The sequence below is a fragment of the Rhodococcus sp. JVH1 genome (genome assembly GCF_000280725.2).
In the GTDB taxonomy this organism is placed as follows: Bacteria; Actinomycetota; Actinomycetes; order Mycobacteriales; family Mycobacteriaceae; genus Rhodococcus_F; species Rhodococcus_F jostii_A.
In genome coordinates, this window is record NZ_CP166290.1 from 258,400 (window position 1) to 275,199 (window position 16,800).

Below are 16,800 nucleotides of genomic sequence, written 5' to 3' on the forward strand. Positions count from 1 at the left end.
ACTCGAAGATTGAAGCCGGGTCGATCCCGGGTCGAAAGTCCACGGTAGCGACCCACACGCTCGGGGTCAACATACCTGTTGATGGCTAGAAGATGCGTTCGATCGCATGTCGCCAGTCGTCGTTGGTTCCGGTGCGCTGGGCCACGCCCTTCTCGGTCACGATGGCATCGACGAACCGCCCTTCGACAGAGACGACGGGAAGCGTTTCTTTCAGGGTCGTCCGCGCGTGGGGATCCGAGGAAGGCAGCGCAACAATGCACAGGCCGCCTGCGCTTCGGTGAGCGCCTGCGGCAAGATCGGGGGCTCCGCCCAGACCGGAGACCACCCTGTCGCCGATTCGTTCGGAGTTGACGTTGCCCGCGAGGTCGACCGACAGCGCACCCAGTGCACAGATGAAGCGCGGATGTGCCGCCAACCAGGATGGGTCGTGGATTCGAGTGGACGGCCGTAACCGCACCCTGCCGTCGTCCGCAGCCCATGAGACCAGGTCGTGGCTACCCACCAGGGACATGCCTTCGACGGGAGCGCTCGAATCCAGCGCGCCGACTGCGTCGAGGGCAGCCGCGGCATCCGTGATTGCACCACTGACGATGCGGAGGTTCGTTAACTGCGTGAGACGGTCGGTCAATGCGTCGAGGATCCGGCCGACACCGAGGGCGATGGTCGGCCGAGGGGGGATCAACTCCGCGATGCGTTCGGCAATCCGGGCGCTCGTTGCATCCGGCACACCGGAGAGCGGCGTGAAGGCATCCTCGACGGGAGCGGATACGACAGCACAATCGGCGTCGACTGTGGCGGCCCCGGTGAGGTGCGGAACGCCGTCGCGCTCTTCTGCCACGATGATGCGCGCTCGATCGATGGCCAGTTGCAGGTAGCCGTCGATCACACCGAGACTGCGCCTACGGTTCGACAGCGGCGGCCCGGCGACCGTGACGACGGCGTCGAGTCGGAGTTCTCCGCGCAGGAGTGAGTTGCAGATCTGGCTGTACGAATACCTCCGGTAGTCGACATGCTCGTGGCGCGGCAAGCCCCGGCCCGGGATGAACGATGCCAGCTTCACATGTGGCGTACCGGTGACGCTCGCTGGGACCGGTGTCCGGCGCACCCCGAAAAGCAACTCGACGGGATCGTCCGCAGTGGCGGGGAACCGGTCGAGGTAGTAAGCGATACCGACGGTGGGCTCGTACAGTCCTTCCGCACAGAGAATCGTTCTCATACCGCTCGCTCCAGTCCACCGAGAAGAGTGTCGGCGAAGCCTGCACCGATCTCCTCTGCCGGGACACCACTGTTGGGCTGGTACCACCGGTGTGACCAGCTGACCATGCCTACTACGCCCTGGGCGATTACCGCCACCGGCAGGGCAGAGGCAAACGCACCGGAGTCGATGCCTGCTTGGATAACGTCCCGGACCGCTCGGAAGTATCGCCGGCTCCACTCCTGCATCCTGTGGCTCCACGCCTCGTCCTTGCCGGCCAATCGGCCCGTGTCCTCCTGCAGGAAGACGAACAGCTGCGGAAAGTGCACATCGTAGGACCGCATCAGCGCGATCAGGATCTCCCGCAACTTCGCCGCCGGCTCCCCTCCGCGGTCGCGTATTTGTTCTGCTGTCTGCACGTTGTCGAGGACCGCCTGTTCGATGACCAGCTCGAACAGCTCTTTCTTACTGGCCACGTAGTAGTACAGCGAGGCCCGGTCACTGCCGAACTCCGCGGCGATGTCCGACACGCTCGTGGCATGAAATCCCTTTGCCCGGAAGATCTTCGCGGCCGCCCGCAGCAATTGCTCACGGCGCTCGTCATAGATTTCCGACGACTCTTCGCGCGCGGTGCGACGCCGAACACCTATGCCGCTGGACTCTGTTCCCATCAGAGCCTGCAGCCCACTGGAAACGAGCAGCACCGAGCCGTACATGTGTTGTTTCTCGACACGAAACTTCTCCCAACCGCACTTGATCAACCAATGTGTTGACCGAATAGTACTGCATTCAACAGGGTTGTTGACGAGACGGTGTGGTGTGCCTAACATCAGCGTATGAACCGGGAAAAGGCGCCGAGACGGCGCAAACCGAGACGACAATTCTGAGTGGAAGGTTCCCCACTGATGTGGCAAGAAAACGCCGAAGTCCGCAGGCAGGCCGTCCAGATCGCACGACTGGCGGCGACAACTCGCGCCTACGCGGCAGAATGGGACATCGCCGCAGACTCAATCACTTCTGACACGTGGGAATCGCTGCCGCTGCTGAGCAAAGAGCAACTCATCTCGGCGGTGACCGAAGATCCGTTCGGTGGTCGCCTGACCGTCCAGCCAGCCGACCTGGCCTGGGTGTTTGCCGCCCCAGGTCCCATCTACATGCCCTACACCGCCGATGACATGAAGCGGGTCACCGCCGCATACGCGCGCGCACTCGGCTCCTGCGGGCTCGATTCCGCGGACATCGTCGATCAGACCCTGCTCTACAACTGGGTCATCGCAGCGACAATGGTCGACCACGCACTCCGCACCCTCAGGTGCGCCGTTGTACCGGGCGGTCCCGGGGCCACCGACCAGCACGCCGAGGTCATCGCCCGGGTCGGCGTCACCGGTGTGATTGCCATGCCCTCGTTTCTCGAGCACCTGCTGAAGACCATCGGTGATCGGCCGCATACGCTGAGAAAAGCAGTAATCATGGGTGAGCTCAGCGATGCCGGCGCCAAACAACGTATCGCGGACACCTATGGTGTGACCGTTCGAGAGTTCTACGGCGTCGGCGACGTCGGCGCGGTCGCGTACGAATGCGAACGAGGTGACGGGATGCACCTGCGCTCCGATCTCCTCATCGAGTTCGTCAACCCCGAAACTGGAGAGCTCTCCTCCCCGACCAAGGGTTCCCCGTCCGAGATCGTGGTCACCGACTTCGCACGGGAGGCAATGCCCATTGTGCGACTGCGCAGTGGAGACCTGGTCGACGAGATCATCTACGACGATTGTGGCTGCGGCAACAGCGCTCCCCGCATTCCCCGCATCGTCGGCCGCGCCAACGACATCACCAAGGTGCGCGGAATGTTCATCGTTCCCAGCCTCGTGACGAGGACCCTCACCAACATGGGAATCGATTCCGAACACTGTGTCGTAGTCGATCGCCACGAGGGCCGGGACGAGATCGAAGTTCTCATCAGTGGAACACCCGGGGCGGACATCGCCTCGGTATCTGCCGCGCTCGAGCGCGCACTCCGCATCCGCACTGCAGTGCGATTCGTCGACGCGCTTCCACCGGGCGACGGCGTACTGCGGGACCAGCGCCACTTCGAGCATCACTGACCACCTTTTCAGCTCCCAGGGAGAACCATGCTTACCACCCCCGAAGTCGAGTCCGCGAGCCCTGCCGCCACACGGTTCAGCGTCGACGCATCGATGGATTCGGCCACCATTCCCCAGTTCATCCGGCGCAACGCCACCCACCTGGGGGCCTCCACCGCATTTCGGACTCCCGAACTGGATGGGTGGAGTCCGTGGACCTGGAGCGAGGTCGAACGCGTCATGCTCGAAACCGCAGCCGGACTACTCGACCTCGGACACGCCGACCGACTCCCTGCATTTGTCATCGGGCCCAACAGTCCCGAGTACTTCATCAGCGAATATGCGATTCAATCGCTCGGCGGCATCGCCTTCCCGCTCTTTGAGACCATGACCGCCGGCGAGATGACGACGACGTTGACCGGGTATGGCGCGAAGGTGGCATTCAGCGGCACGGCGGCTTTGACCCGCGAACTCCTCGACGCCGCAGAGGTACTCGGCATCGAGACGATCGTCCAATGGGGCACACAGACCGCACCCGACGACGACAAAGTTCTGGCGTTCACCGAGCTCCGCTCCCGCGGTCGCCGTTATCTATCTCATGCGTCCGCAGAACTCAAGCGTCGAATCGACGCGACCGGCCTCGACGACGTTGCCTGTATCATCCTCACGTCCGGCACCACCGGCACCCCCAAAGGGGTGATGGGGACACACCGGTACATGCTCGACATCGCAGCGCGCTATGCCCTGCTCTATGGTGCACAGCCGTGTGACAGCTATTTGAGCTCCTTGCCGGCAGCATTCTCCGTAGAGCAGTACTGCGGCATGGCCCTCACCGCTGCGCTACCACTGAATGTCGCCTTCGCCCGCTCGCCTGCGTCGATCGACGAGGACTTTGTCTCTGCCGCAGCGCAATTCCGATTCCTCGGGCCCCGGCAGTGGGAAGCCCTACGAGCCAAGATCCCGACCGCACTCCTCGAACGGCCCAATGAGCTCCAAGCCCGCAGCGCCGAAATCCGACATGAGCTCGGTCTGCACAACGTCAAGTCCGGCATCAGTGCGGGCGGCTCTCTCAGTTCCGAGGTCTTCGACTTCTTCCGCCAAATCGGAGTGGGCATTCGCAGCGTCTACGGCTTCTCGGAAACCGGTATCATCACCGGAACCCAAGGGGGCACCGACCTCGACAGCGTCGGTGCACCACTGCCCTCGCCGTACGGTGATGAACCGATCGAGGTTCGAGTCGACGACACTGGCGAGATTTTGATTCGCGGTGGTGTGCGGTGCGCCGGATACTGGGGCAACGCTCACCAGCTCTCACTTACGTCCGACGGATGGCTACGCAGCGGAGACGCCGGCACCTGGGACGGCCGCGTTCTGCGCGTTGTCGACCGAGTCGGAAACATCAAATTTCTTCCCAACGGGACGCTGTTCGCACCGCAGCCGCTGGAAATCAGCGCGTGTCGAAGCCCTTTCATCAGCAATGTCCTTCTCGTTCCGGGGCACGGCGACGATTCCCGGATCGGCGCACTCATCGAGATCAACGAACAGAGTATCCGCGACCACCTATTCGACGGCGGGAATGGTGGACTCGACTACGCCGAACTCGCCACTGACCCGCGCGTCATTGCTCTGACGAGGAAGGAGCTTGCGGCGAGCAACAGCGATCAACCTCTCGACATCGGTGTATTTGCCGTTTTGCCCAAACATCTCAGCGCCGAGCACGGTGAACTGACACGCAGCATGAAGCTGCGCCGAACCACGGTGCTGGAACGGTATCGATCGCTCATCGACGCCATGTACAGCTCACCCGACACGGAAGTGTCGTTCGACGTCTATGTCGGCCGCGACGGCGAAGGATCTGTCCAGACCCTTCGCTCCCGAGTGGCCGCAATTGACTGACGAGGGTGATGCCAACGTAATCCTCACGCCGCCGCCGGTGAGCTGTATTTCAGCAGTTGCCCTCCTGGTACTGGCTTTGTCGACGACAATCGCTCAAGGACTCGCTCGGTTTTCCTTCGGACCGCTGCTCCCAGCGATGCGCGAGGACATCGTCCATTCGTACGGGGACGGTGGCATGCTCGCCACCGTCCACATGATCGGATATTTGATCGGCGCATTGGTCAGCATCGGCGCGAGCAGGCGGCTAGCGCCCAACACGCTGATCAAGTACGGAATGCTCTGTACTGCATCCGGATTGGCATCTCTAACGCTCAGCCCCGCCATGGCCGTCGCCGGGGCCGGACTCTTTCTGACCGGTGCGGGAGGAGCGCTGGTCTGGATGTCGGCACCGGGCCTGGCTACGGCGATCTGGCCCCGAAATCCCGGCCGGGCCATCGGCATCGTTGCCAGCAGCATGGGTGTCGGCATCGCAGCGGGAAGTGCCATCCCAGCGCTCCTGAGCATGATGGGTGATTGGCGGATCGCGTGGGGTATCGAGACCGTGCTCGCGGTGGGCACCCTGCTTGCCGGACTACGCTGGCTGCCGCGAGTGGAAACCTCCCGCGACAGTGTGAAGGACACCGTCCGGTGGCGGCCCGATAGTCGTTGGGCATGGACCGTCGTCGGTTTCGCATCATTCAGTCTCGGGATCGTGACCTGTCTGACCTTCTTCGTCGCGGCGTTACGCGATAGCGGGCACTGGCAACCCGGCCACGCAAGTGCTTCGTACGCCGCCATCGGAGTGGCGATGATCGCCGGTGGCATCGTGTCCGAACGGCTCTCTCGGTCGATCGGTCGGCTGCCCACGCTGGCTGGCGAATTCGTGTTGTCAGGGTTGGCGATGTTTCTCGTAACGACGTCCGCGGAGCCCTGGGTGACTATGGCAGCGATTATCGTAGGGATGTGCATGTCTGGCACCGCGGCAGTGATTTCCGCAGACCTGCACGACCGGCTATCGCCGCCCGCGATGACGGCGGCCTTCGGGTTGATGTTCATTCCCGTGGGGATCGGTCAGATCCTCGGACCGCACAGCGCAGGCTGGGTGGTCGACCTGACACACAATCCCTTTGCTGCATTCGTCGGTGGCGGCGCGGTGATGGTCGCCGGCGCTATTCCCCTGCTTGTGTACACGGTGACCCTCACCGTTCGTGAACGCAGCCTTGTGAAGGGTACGTCTGCTTAGTGGGCGGTCAGCCCGTCGAGCAGCATGTCGGCGAAGCCGGCGCCGATCTGCTCGGCCGGAAGACCACTGCCGGGTTGGTACCAGCGATGCGACCAGCTCACCATGCCCACCACACCCTGAGCGATCACCGCCAGCGGCAACTGCGAGGCGAACACGCCGGAATCTATCCCGGACTCGATCACATCCCGTACAGCCTGGAAATACCGCCGACTCCACTCCTGCATACGCTCACGCCAGGCCTCATCCTTGCCCGCCAACCGATCGGTGTCCTCCTGCAAGAACACGAAGAGCTGCGGATAGTTCGCGTCGTACGAGCGCATCAACCCGATCATGATCTCGCGCAGCTTCGCTGCCGGCTCCCCCGCACCGTCACGAATCTGCTCGGCCATCTGCACATTCCCGAGGACCGCCTGCTCGACCACCATCTCGAACAGTTCTTTCTTGCTGCTCACGTAGTAGTAGAGCGATGCCCGGTCACTGCCGAATTCGGCGGCGATATCGGACACACTCGTGGCATGAAACCCTTTCGCACGAAACACCTTCGCGGCCGCAAGCAACAACTGCTCGCGACGCTCGTCGTACACTTCCGACGACTCCTCGCGGGCGTTGCGGCGCCGAACACCGATACCGCTGGGCTGGTCAGCCATCACATACCCCTCCACCAACACCGTGAACCTCGAGAAGCCACCTTACGACCCCCGCGGAACCCGCCGACCAGGGCTCCCCACGTCACAACGTTCCCAACCCTCACCGAGCTCACGGCTGCCCCTTGTGCAAGACGACGAAGAGCGCCTCCGCCTCAGCGAGAGTGTGCCCACCATTGGCGAGCCGGCCCGCGATCGTCAGCTTCCGGCCCCGCTGGTCGGATACCCATGCTTCCACGTCGAGATCCCGATCGAGTGGAACGACCTGACGGTAATCGACCTGCAATCGTGCGGTTCGAGCGCCTTCCCGACCATGATTGGCGAAGCGCCCCAGAATTTCGTCGAAAAGTAACGACAATGCTCCGCCGTGGACGGCGGCTCGGTCCCCCAGGTACGCACGCCCGAATCGAACTCGTGCGGTCATGCGGTCCACGTTCCAGGAGGTGGGTATGTAGGGAACCACCCCGGGATGACCTCGCCCGGGAAGATCGAGCCGTGTTCCTGCGATCTGGTGATCACCCGGTACTACGTGATCGCGCAACTCGGCCGAGATCGCGCTCACGGCCACCGTTGCTCGGACGAGCTCCGAATGTGTCGCCTCGATCCCGGCGACTGTGTCGACCAGCTCACGAAGACTTTCGACCAGTGCTGCGTATTGCTGCCCGCCTCGATCTGGCCTCATGCCAGAGGGCCACCAGGGATGGGCCGGAATGTGCACTTCAGGCATGTGGTGGAAGCTCCTCTCGAAACCTTTTGGGCAACGTTATGGCCACTCATCCTCTACGTCAACATAATGGTTGACGCCCACAGTCGGCACATCAACATACCTGTTGACATCATGACGCGTGTCACATACGTTTCCAACTGAAGCCCGATGTCGCGATCGACCAGCCTGCCGGTGCCCATGACGCACGGCCTCTCGCTGGCCCGAATTCCTATCTCTCATCGAAAGGTGTCCTTCACATGACCGCTACCGTCGAACACTCCGATCTGCTGTCGGCAGAGCTCCTCATCGGAGGAAGATTCCGGCAGAAATCGACCGGCGGCGAGTTCGAGCACATCAATCCATCCACCGGCCTGCCACAGGCCTCGGTGCCGATGGCAGGCGTAGCCGACGTCGACGAAGCGGTGGCCGCGGCGCGCGAAGCCTTCCGCACATGGCGCAAGTGGGATCCGGTCGAGCGTCGTCGAGCCCTGACCAGGTTGGCCGACCTCATGCGGTCGCATGCTGACGAGCTGCACACCGTCCAGGCGCTCGAGAGTGGAATCCCGATCTCGATGGCGGGCGTTCTGGTCGAGAACTCACTGAACTGGACCGACTACGCGGCTAGCGCAGCGGACAAACTATCCGGTGAGGTCGTCCCCAGCACTCCGGGCGAGATCTTCGATTACACGCTCGTCGAACCGGTCGGAGTGGTGGGCGTCATCATTCCGTGGAACGGTCCGGTGGGTTCACTCGGTATGTGCGCGCTGCCTCCACTCGCCGCTGGCTGCTGCGTCATCATCAAACCCTCGGAACTCGCGCCCTTCAGCGCCAGCCTCTTCGGCAAGCTCTGTCAGGAAGCCGGACTTCCGCCCGGCGTCGTGTCGGTGCTACCTGGGGGCGCCGAGGCGGGGCAGGCCCTCGTGGGACATCCCGGGGTAGACATGATCAGTTTCACCGGCGGCACAGCGACCTCCCGCACCATCGCCACCAAGTGCGCCGAAATGGGCAAACGTTGCGTCCTCGAACTCGGCGGGAAGTCCGCCGACCTGGTGTTCTCCGACGCGGATGTCACCAAGGCAGCCCAGGAGGCGCTGGGATGGCTTCTGGTCACCAATGGACAGGCCTGCACCTTGGCATCACGGTTCATCGTGCACACCGACATCTACGACCAGTATGTGGAAACCCTGACCGGTTTGATGCAGGGACTGAAGGTCGGGGACGCAATCGACCCGAACACCGGCATGGGTCCAGTTATCAACGCCCGGGCCGTCGAGCGGATCCTCGGCATGGTCGACCGCGCGCAACAGCAGGGGGCGAGCTCCTGACCGGCGGTACGCGCCTGGACCTTCCCGGTTACATGATCGCTCCCACATTGTTCGGCGATGTCGACAACTCCAGTGAGCTCGCCCAGGACGAAGTCTTCGGCCCAGTGCTGTCCGCGCTTCGATTCGAGGACGAGGACCAGGCCATCGAGATGGCGAACGCCTCACAGTACGGCTTGGCCGGCTACATACACACCAGCGATCTCGGCAGAGCCCTGCGCGTTGCCGCTGCGCTCGAAACCGGCAACGTGGGAATCAACGGCGGCGTTGCACCTGCCGCCGCCAACGCACCATTCGGCGGTGTCAAGCAAAGCGGACTCGGCCGCCTCGGCGGCATCGCCGGAATCCTCGAATACACCACGGTCAAGAACGTCCAGATTCGGCTGTGATCTATCGTCGCCCGCCCCGCGCCGATCTCGCGGGGCAGGCGACGCCTCAGACAGCCTCCACTTCGGCGAGGACAAATGAACGAGAAGCCAGAGAGCCGCAAGTTCTTCAGTGGCATCCTGCTCGTCCAGTTCGGTGAGCACATCTACACGCCGACCAGACCTGTTGGCATCGTGGAGCATCCGGTAGCAAAAAACGCACACCAGACCGGTCCGAACAGTGAAGTTTCGCTGGAGTGCTCGGACGGCAGCCGAGTACCGCTGCGGACTTGGCCCGGTGAATCCTTCTACACCTTGAGATCGAGCTCTCAATTTGGACCCGACGACTGTCGAGTGACGCTGCGTGTATTCGCAGAAGCGGATCAGCCGCACGGCAACTACTGGATGTTGCTTGCCCGCGGAGAACTTGCTCACAGCCCATGGGCGTTCTAGTCCCCATACACCCGCTCACCCTCCAACTTTGAGGGCCGCGATTCCCCCGGCGACGAGCTCCTCGGCCAACGAATTCGCCGCTACGGAATCCGGGAAGTCGTTGGACTTGAGTCGCCGAACTCGACGGTTCTTGCCACCACCCTGCCGGCGTGTCGCAAAGGGGTGATTCTGGATACCGCGGCGTCCGTGCGCACTAGAACCGGTTGCGCCGCTCACCATCGCGCCATCGCCCACGCCAATGCATCTTGACGCTGGTTGACGCGCCCAGACCGACCGGGTATCCGCGACCTTCCGTGCGAGAAGTCCGTCGCCGCCGACAAGAATCGATATCCTGAAAAGCACAACCTTCTGAGGTGATCGGCATGTTTGCGTCCTCGGCGGCCATACCGCTCAGGTTCTGTTCTCGACGCTGTCGGGAGACGGTGAGAGGACTCTCTTATGGCCGCTGAGGATCCCTTCGAGACTCAGAAAGCAGTGACTCTCGCGGTCGCGGAGGAGCTGAGTGCGGCCGGGTTCGAGGATGCGCACGAAATCGGACGCGGCGGCTTCGGTGTGGTCTACCGCTGCTTGCAGCCATCACTGGACCGCACCGTGGCAGTCAAGATCCTCGAGGCCGATCTGGACGACGAGAACCAGGCCCGATTCTTCCGGGAACAGCGGGCGATGGGCCGCCTGACCGGTCACCCGAACATTGTTACGGCCCTACATGTCGGTGTCACCGGCACCGGCCGTCCCTACATCGTGATGCCATATCACCCACAGGACTCCCTCGATGCACGGATTCGCCGTGGTGGCCCGCTGCCGCTGGAAGACGCACTCCGGGTGGGGATAAAGATCGCGGCGGCGGTGGAGTCCGCGCACCGGGTGGGCATCCTGCACCGGGACGTAAAACCAGCAAACATCTTGCTTACGGATTACGACGAGCCGGCGCTGACCGACTTCGGCATTGCCCACGTTTCCGGCGGCTTCCGGACCGCCACCGGAACGGTAACCGGCTCGCCGGCCTTCACCGCGCCCGAGGTTCTCAGCGGCGAACCCCCCAGCCCCTCCTCGGACGTCTACAGTCTCGGCGCCACCGTGTTCTGTGCCATCACAGGGCATGCGGCGTTCGAGCGCCGCAGCGGTGAGCAGGTAGTAGCCCAGTTCCTGCGTATTACCACCCAGCCGGTCCCGGACCTACGCGAGCAGGGCATCCCGGACGAGGTCAGCGAGGTCATCGAACGTGCAATGGCCGCAGACCCGCAGGACCGGCCCGCCTCCGCCGCGGGATTCGGTGACCAACTGCGCCGGATCCAACGCGACCATGGGTTTCCGGTCGACGAGATGGCACTGCCCGGCGACGCCGGCACCACACGCCGCGATGGGGACCCAGCGAGTGCCCGTCCGCATCCTGCGGACACCACGCCGCCTCGGCGCATATCTTCGATGACCGCGGTCCGAGCCTCGGTGGGAGACCCGCCCCTCGGGCTTACCAGTTTCGTTGGTCGCCGAAAGGAGCTGACCGAGGCGAAGAAGATGCTGGCGACGTCTCGCCTGGTGACGTTGACCGGAATAGGTGGTGTCGGCAAAACACGTCTCGCCCTGAGGGTGGCCGCCGATGTCCGGAAAGGTTTTGCTGACGGGGTGCGGTGGGTCGAGCTCGGCGAGTTGCAAGATGGGTCGCTGGTCGTGGGGATGGTGGCGACCGCGCTCGGCGTGCGGGATCGGTCCGCGCGCCGACTCGACGACGTCGTGGCGGACTTCCTCGCTCCGCAGCACCTGCTGCTCGTACTGGACAACTGCGAGCACGTAGTGGATGCAATCGCCGCGCTGACCGAGCAGCTGCTGCACACCTGCCCAGAGCTGCGTGTCCTGACCACCAGCCGCGAAGCCCTCGCCGTTGGCGGCGAGGCGGTGCTGCGCGTGCCGCCGCTGACGGTCCCCGACCCTGAGCGGACGCCGACCCTGCGCGGGCTTCCTACGTACGACGCGGTGACGTTGTTCGTGGACCGGGCTTGCGCCGCGGTACCGGGATTCGAACTCACCGAGGCCAACCGCGGCGCCGTGTCCCTGATCTGCCGACAACTCGACGGTCTGCCCCTGTCGATCGAGTTGGCTGCGGCGCGATTGCGGGCGATGGCGCCCGAGCAGATCCTTGAGCGGCTCACCGACCGGTACACGCTACTCACACGCGGCAATCGCGGAGCACCAACGCGGCAGCAGACGCTGCGACTGTCCATCGACTGGAGTCACGACCTGTGCACGCCACAGGAACAGCAGCTGTGGGCCCGCCTATCTGTGTTCGCAGGCAGCTTCGAATTGGACGCGGCCGAGGAAATTTGCGCCACGGACCTGGCGGAAGGAGATCTGCTCGATGTAGTGACCTCGCTCGTCGACAAGTCGATCCTGATCCGAGAGGACGCGGGGGCGGTGGTGCGGTTCCGGATGCTCGAGACGCTGCGAGACTACGGCCGGGAGAAGTCCGAGCAGTCCGGGGAGCACCCCGTATTGCGCCGGCGCCACCGAGATTGGTACCAGCACTTGGCATTACAAGCGGCGGCCGAGTGGATCAGCCCCCGTCAGCGGGAGTGGATCGCACGCCTCGAGCGGGAACTACCGAACCTGCGCGAGGCGATGAAATTGTGCCTGTCCTCCGGGCCCGGTGGCGACGCCACCGCAGGGCTGCGGATTGCCGCCGCCCTGTTCCAGTTCTGGCTCTCCCGCGGCCTGCTCAGCGAGGGGCGGCATTGGCTCGACCGAGCCCTCGCCCACGGGGCCGGGCTGTCGACCACGGCACGAATCGAAGCGCTGTACGCCGACAGCGTGCTGGCGGACGTACAGGGCGACCTTACGGCGGGCAGCCTCCTGGTTGAGGAGGCGCAGGCCCTGGACGAGCAGCTGGCCGACCCCGTGGTCCACGCGCGCATTGCCCACGCCGATGGACTGCTGGCCCTCTACAGCGGCGATATACCCCGCGCCTGTGCCCGGTTGGAGGAAGCACTCGAGGTGTTCGGCGCACGCAGGAACCTGTCAGACCAGGTGTGGATTCTTTTGATGCTCGGGCTGGCCTACGAATTGCAGGGTGACGCTCCCCGTGCCATCGCCTGCCATGAGCGAGTGCTGGACACCACCGAAGCCCACGGCGAATCAGTGTTTCGATCGTACTCACTATGGGCCATGGGGGTGGCGATCTTCCAGCAAGGCGATCGCGGTCGAGCGGGTCAGTTACTGAAGCAATGCCTACGGCTGACCCGGCTGTTGGACGAGCCGCTCACTGCGGCCGTGGCCCTGGAGACGCAAGCATGGATCGCTGCCGACGAGGGCCACCCACAACGTGCGGCCGTACTCTTGGCCGCGGCTGAGGCACTGGGCCGGTCCGTCGGGAGTTCCTCGGTGCTCTTCGATACCCTGCTCCCTCATCATGAGCACAGCGAACGGCAAATCCACCAGGCGCTCGGCGCACAAGCGATAACGGCGGCACAGCGGAAGGGTGCGGCCCTGAGCTTCGAGGAAGCCGTTGCCTACGCCTTGGGCGAGCACACACCACCTATGACGCAGCGCGCTGATCAAACACCGAACCTGACGAAGCGTGAGCGGCAGGTCGCTGACCTGGTCGCCCAGGGCCTGACCAACAAGGCCATCGCCACCCAACTCGTAATATCCCAACGCACCGCGCAGGGCCACGTGGAACATATCCTCACCAAACTCGGGTTCACCTCACGAGCCCAGATCGCGGCCTGGGTAGCCGAGCACGCTCAGCCGAAGCAGGACTGAGACCAACCATCTGGACATTTCCACCAGTCGACTCTGGCGGACCCGCGTTCGTCGTCGTAGATGTGGGTGGCCAGGTATCCCGCCGACCGAACCTCTAATCTACGCCACTGTTGACTCCGGTGCACTGGATGTGGTCCTCTTGACTGCAGGGGACATCCGCAGGGCGGGATCGCTCTTCGGAGCGGCAGCAAAACATCGCATCGTCACCTCTCGTCGGCTGCCACTCGAACGACCACTTCCGTGTATATGACTATCCGATGATCGAGCTGCACCCCAGGCATGGTGACAGCGAGAGGAGCGATCGTGTTACCCACAGGGCTTGCGTCCGGCGGTGTCCCGCGCTCACAGAGCCCGAACCGTCAACCTGATTCGATACGGCGTACGACGAGCATCGACGTCCTCCACCTTCACGACTCGCGCAATCGGTTACAGATCACCTGCCGGGGCCAAGATATGCTCACCAGCCAAGCTGGTGCTGCGACCAACGATGAGATCAACTTTGTGTTGACCGCCGGAAAACACGACGGTGTCATCGATTCGGTCCACACACCGGTTTCGGCGGCGCTCCGCAGCTTGACAGGGACATCGCTCAGGCGCGGTTTCCGGAAAGCGATCGCCCCCGGTCACTACGCCGAATCTGGCTCGCTCGCCGCACAACTTCTCGATGATCTTCCGGTTGTTGTGATGGTTGCCGGCTATTCCACCGCGGTTGAGGGCACCCCGTTCGGGAAACAGCCGAACCCGGATCGCATAGGCGTATGCATGGGGTGGCGACCAGGCGGCACAGTCGATCTTGCGTTGATGAAATCGGGCACAATACCGATACGGACGGGCCCGCCGGCACCAGCGCTCGACGCGTTCGATCCATCCGGTTGGCATAGTCTTCCAGAACTGGAGCGCCATGCAGTACGCCGGCTACGTCAACTCGACCTGATTCACACCAACGGTGCGTTTCTCGCCGAGGCGATGTTCCGAGACAGCCACGTGGACAGCGACGGACACGAGACCGTCATTCACGAATACGACCTGGCTGCACAGATCGATATGCCCACTCAGGAAATTTCCGCGATCGAGAGTACCCCGAGAGTCCTCCCCTATCGCGAGTGCCCGAAAGCAGCGGACTCGACGCAAAGGATTGTTGGTATGTCGGTATCCAACGTGCGCCGTGCCGTGCCGACAACCCTTTCCGGCGTGTCCTCGTGCACCCACCTCAATGACTTGATTCGCACGCTAGGCGATGTTCCACACCTCGGACGGCATCTTCCACATCCTCTCTGACGTGTTCTCATCACACCCAACTTCCAGCAATAGCCCATCGCGCGTTACCTAGTTTGTTCCACGTGACGCGGGAAGTCCTCTGCCGAGGGTATGCGTGCACCGGGCTAGACGCAATACCGTTCAGTTAGTGCGGGTTGCGTTACGATGAGGTGTGCCTCGGAGTGGATGGGTGAAGCCGGTCTCGGATCGGCGGTTGTCGGATGTGGTGTCGGTGGGGTTGTTGACCAGGGTGTTTCCCGCGTCCTTGGTTGATGAGGTGATCGCGGAATGCGGTCGGACCGAGCAGCGCAGTAGGTCGTTGACCGCTCGCGTGACGGCGTATTTCTCGATCGGGATGGCATTGAATTCGCAAGGCTCCTATGAGGAGGTCTTCGAGCAGCTCACCGACGGTTTGTCGTGGTCGTCGGGATGGTCGCAGTCCTGGTCGTCGCCGACGAAATCGGCGATCTTCCAGGCCCGGTCCCGGCTGGGGCACGAACCGGTGCGGGAGCTGTTCCGCCGTGTCGCACGACCGCTCGCCGACGCGGATACACCCGGATCCTGGCTCGCGGGGCGCCGGTTGGTGGCCCTCGACGGGACCTGCCTCGACCTGCCCGACACCCCGGCCAACGCCGAGCATTTCGGCCGGCCCGGATCGAGTCGCGGCGAGAAGTCCGCGTTCCCGCAGGCACGATTGGTGGCCCTCGCCGAATGCGGCACCCACGCGGTCTTCGACGCCGCGATCGGACCGTGCCGCACCTCCGAGCGGGAGTTGACGCACGATCTGTTCGACACCCTCGAACCGGGAATGCTGCTGCTCGCCGACCGCGGCCTGTACGGATTCGACATGTGGACCCGGGCCGCCGCCACCGGCGCCGATCTGCTGTGGAGGGTCAAATCGACGCTCTCACCCCGCCACCTCGAGACCCTCGACGACGGATCCTGGCTGGCACAGATCATCCCCACCTCCGGGAAGAATCGGCAGCAGCGCACACCACTGACGGTGCGCGTGATCGACTACACCCTCGACGACGGGCGGGAAACCCCCGAACAGTACCGACTGCTGACCACCATCCTCGACCCCTCCGACGCACCCGCGGAAGATCTCGCCCTCGCCTACGCCCAACGCTGGGAAATCGAGAACACCTTCGACGAACTCAAGACCCACCAACGCGGACCACGCGCCGTGCTGCGGTCGAAATCCCCACCGCTGGTTCAGCAGGAAATCTGGGGGCACCTGTGCTGCCACTACGCCATCCGCACGCTGATGCGCGACGCCGTGACCGCCGGCGGTCACGACCCGGATCGGATGTCCTTCGTCGCCGCCCTGCGGATCACCCGACGATCCCTGTCCCACAGCTCTTTTTCCCCCTCATAACCACCACGCCGCCACCCGATTGTGGAATCAGGGCATCGCCAAAATCCTGCGCCGCATCAACCCAGCACGCCGACCCCGCGCCAACCCCCGCGTCGTCAAACGCAAAGTCCTCAAATGGGCCGCCAAACGCGCACACCACCAACACCATCCACAACCCACCCAACCGCCGAAATGCACCATCCTCGTTCACTAACTGAACGGTATTGGGGCTAGACGGGCGCAACTTAGGCCGAAACTTCGGCCCCTCCTGGGATGGTGACACGGGGAGCGACTTTGGTAGCGAGCAACCGCATCGATTCGCCCCCAGAGTTCGGGTCATCGAACGAGTCATGAGTCTTCATGCACAGCTGTCCGCACCGAACACCGACCTCCTCGCGTGCTTGATCTTCTCGGCGAAGGGTGTCGGACGAGCCGCACAGCCATACGTGCTGAGCCACGAAGTCCGGTCGACTTCGTCAGTGCCGATGTCGGTCCCGGAACCGTCAATGCAGCCCTAGAGAATCCCGAACTTTGGATACACGGTCACGA

General features: G+C 63.5%; 11 protein-coding genes and 1 pseudogene. 8 read left to right on the forward strand and 4 right to left on the reverse strand.

Features of this window, described 5'->3' with window-relative positions:
* Positions 1-85 precede the first annotated feature (85 nt).
* Positions 86-1,216, reverse strand: coding sequence for an acetyl-CoA hydrolase/transferase C-terminal domain-containing protein (locus tag JVH1_RS38830; protein ID WP_009480217.1), 1,131 nt, complete (start codon positions 1,214-1,216; stop codon positions 86-88).
* Positions 1,213-1,911 carry a TetR/AcrR family transcriptional regulator gene (locus JVH1_RS38835; RefSeq protein ID WP_009480216.1) on the reverse strand — a complete coding sequence of 233 codons (699 nt, stop codon included), beginning with the start codon at positions 1,909-1,911 and terminating at the stop codon, positions 1,213-1,215. Before JVH1_RS38835 ends, JVH1_RS38830 begins: the two co-directional genes overlap by 4 nt.
* 189 nt (positions 1,912-2,100) lie before the next feature.
* Here JVH1_RS38835 and JVH1_RS38840 point away from each other — a divergent pair, with 189 nt between their 5' ends.
* The 3 genes from JVH1_RS38840 to JVH1_RS38850 are packed head-to-tail and all read left to right on the forward strand — an operon-like array spanning position 2,101 to position 6,394.
* Complete coding sequence (locus JVH1_RS38840; RefSeq protein WP_009480215.1) at positions 2,101-3,297, forward strand: phenylacetate--CoA ligase family protein; 1,197 nt, start codon at positions 2,101-2,103, stop codon at positions 3,295-3,297.
* A 27-nt stretch (positions 3,298-3,324) separates the two neighbouring features.
* The gene (locus JVH1_RS38845) at positions 3,325-5,172 is read left to right on the forward strand and encodes a long-chain fatty acid--CoA ligase (protein WP_009480214.1); all 1,848 of its coding nucleotides are present in this window, start codon (positions 3,325-3,327) and stop codon (positions 5,170-5,172) included.
* Positions 5,165-6,394 (forward strand): YbfB/YjiJ family MFS transporter, encoded by a 1,230-nt coding sequence (locus tag JVH1_RS38850; protein ID WP_192817888.1) that lies wholly within the window; start codon positions 5,165-5,167, stop codon positions 6,392-6,394. Before JVH1_RS38845 ends, JVH1_RS38850 begins: the two co-directional genes overlap by 8 nt.
* On the opposite strand, the gene JVH1_RS38855 is transcribed toward JVH1_RS38850, so the two are convergent.
* Both JVH1_RS38855 and JVH1_RS38860 read right to left on the reverse strand, forming a co-directional pair.
* Positions 6,391-7,062, reverse strand: a complete 672-nt coding sequence (locus JVH1_RS38855) for a TetR/AcrR family transcriptional regulator (RefSeq protein WP_237735323.1) — start codon at positions 7,060-7,062, stop codon at positions 6,391-6,393. The genes JVH1_RS38850 and JVH1_RS38855 overlap by 4 nt on opposite strands.
* Positions 7,063-7,150: 88 nt before the next feature.
* Positions 7,151-7,462, reverse strand: coding sequence for a PaaI family thioesterase (locus JVH1_RS38860; RefSeq protein WP_202803510.1), 312 nt, complete (start codon positions 7,460-7,462; stop codon positions 7,151-7,153).
* A 539-nt stretch (positions 7,463-8,001) separates the two neighbouring features.
* Between JVH1_RS38860 and JVH1_RS38865 the strand changes: the two are divergent.
* The 5 genes and pseudogenes from JVH1_RS38865 (at position 8,002) to JVH1_RS38885 (ending at position 16,272) form a co-directional block, all read left to right on the forward strand.
* Positions 8,002-9,455 (forward strand): annotated as a pseudogene (locus tag JVH1_RS38865) (aldehyde dehydrogenase).
* Between the two features lie 75 nt (positions 9,456-9,530).
* Complete coding sequence (locus tag JVH1_RS38870; RefSeq protein WP_009480206.1) at positions 9,531-9,884, forward strand: hypothetical protein; 354 nt, start codon at positions 9,531-9,533, stop codon at positions 9,882-9,884.
* A 438-nt stretch (positions 9,885-10,322) separates the two neighbouring features.
* Positions 10,323-13,637, forward strand: a complete 3,315-nt coding sequence (locus tag JVH1_RS38875) for a protein kinase (RefSeq protein ID WP_009480203.1) — start codon at positions 10,323-10,325, stop codon at positions 13,635-13,637.
* A 453-nt stretch (positions 13,638-14,090) separates the two neighbouring features.
* Positions 14,091-14,915, forward strand: coding sequence for a DUF2889 domain-containing protein (locus JVH1_RS38880; RefSeq protein ID WP_157174095.1), 825 nt, complete (start codon positions 14,091-14,093; stop codon positions 14,913-14,915).
* 151 nt (positions 14,916-15,066) lie between these two features.
* Positions 15,067-16,272 (forward strand): IS4 family transposase, encoded by a 1,206-nt coding sequence (locus tag JVH1_RS38885; RefSeq protein ID WP_043782573.1) that lies wholly within the window; start codon positions 15,067-15,069, stop codon positions 16,270-16,272.
* Positions 16,273-16,800: the final 528 nt, after the last annotated feature.

Bases quoted from the DNA above. Each gene is read 5' to 3' on its own strand.
- JVH1_RS38860 (WP_202803510.1), bottom strand. From the start codon at position 7,462: ATGACCGCACGAGTTCGATTCGGGCGTGCGTACCTGGGGGACCGAGCC.
- JVH1_RS38880 (WP_157174095.1), top strand. From the start codon at position 14,091: ATGCTCACCAGCCAAGCTGGTGCTGCGACCAACGATGAGATCAACTTT.
- JVH1_RS38875 (WP_009480203.1), top strand. From the start codon at position 10,323: ATGGCCGCTGAGGATCCCTTCGAGACTCAGAAAGCAGTGACTCTCGCG.
- JVH1_RS38835 (WP_009480216.1), bottom strand. From the start codon at position 1,911: ATGTACGGCTCGGTGCTGCTCGTTTCCAGTGGGCTGCAGGCTCTGATG.
- JVH1_RS38830 (WP_009480217.1), bottom strand. From the start codon at position 1,216: ATGAGAACGATTCTCTGTGCGGAAGGACTGTACGAGCCCACCGTCGGT.
- JVH1_RS38870 (WP_009480206.1), top strand. From the start codon at position 9,531: ATGAACGAGAAGCCAGAGAGCCGCAAGTTCTTCAGTGGCATCCTGCTC.
- JVH1_RS38845 (WP_009480214.1), top strand. From the start codon at position 3,325: ATGCTTACCACCCCCGAAGTCGAGTCCGCGAGCCCTGCCGCCACACGG.
- JVH1_RS38840 (WP_009480215.1), top strand. From the start codon at position 2,101: ATGTGGCAAGAAAACGCCGAAGTCCGCAGGCAGGCCGTCCAGATCGCA.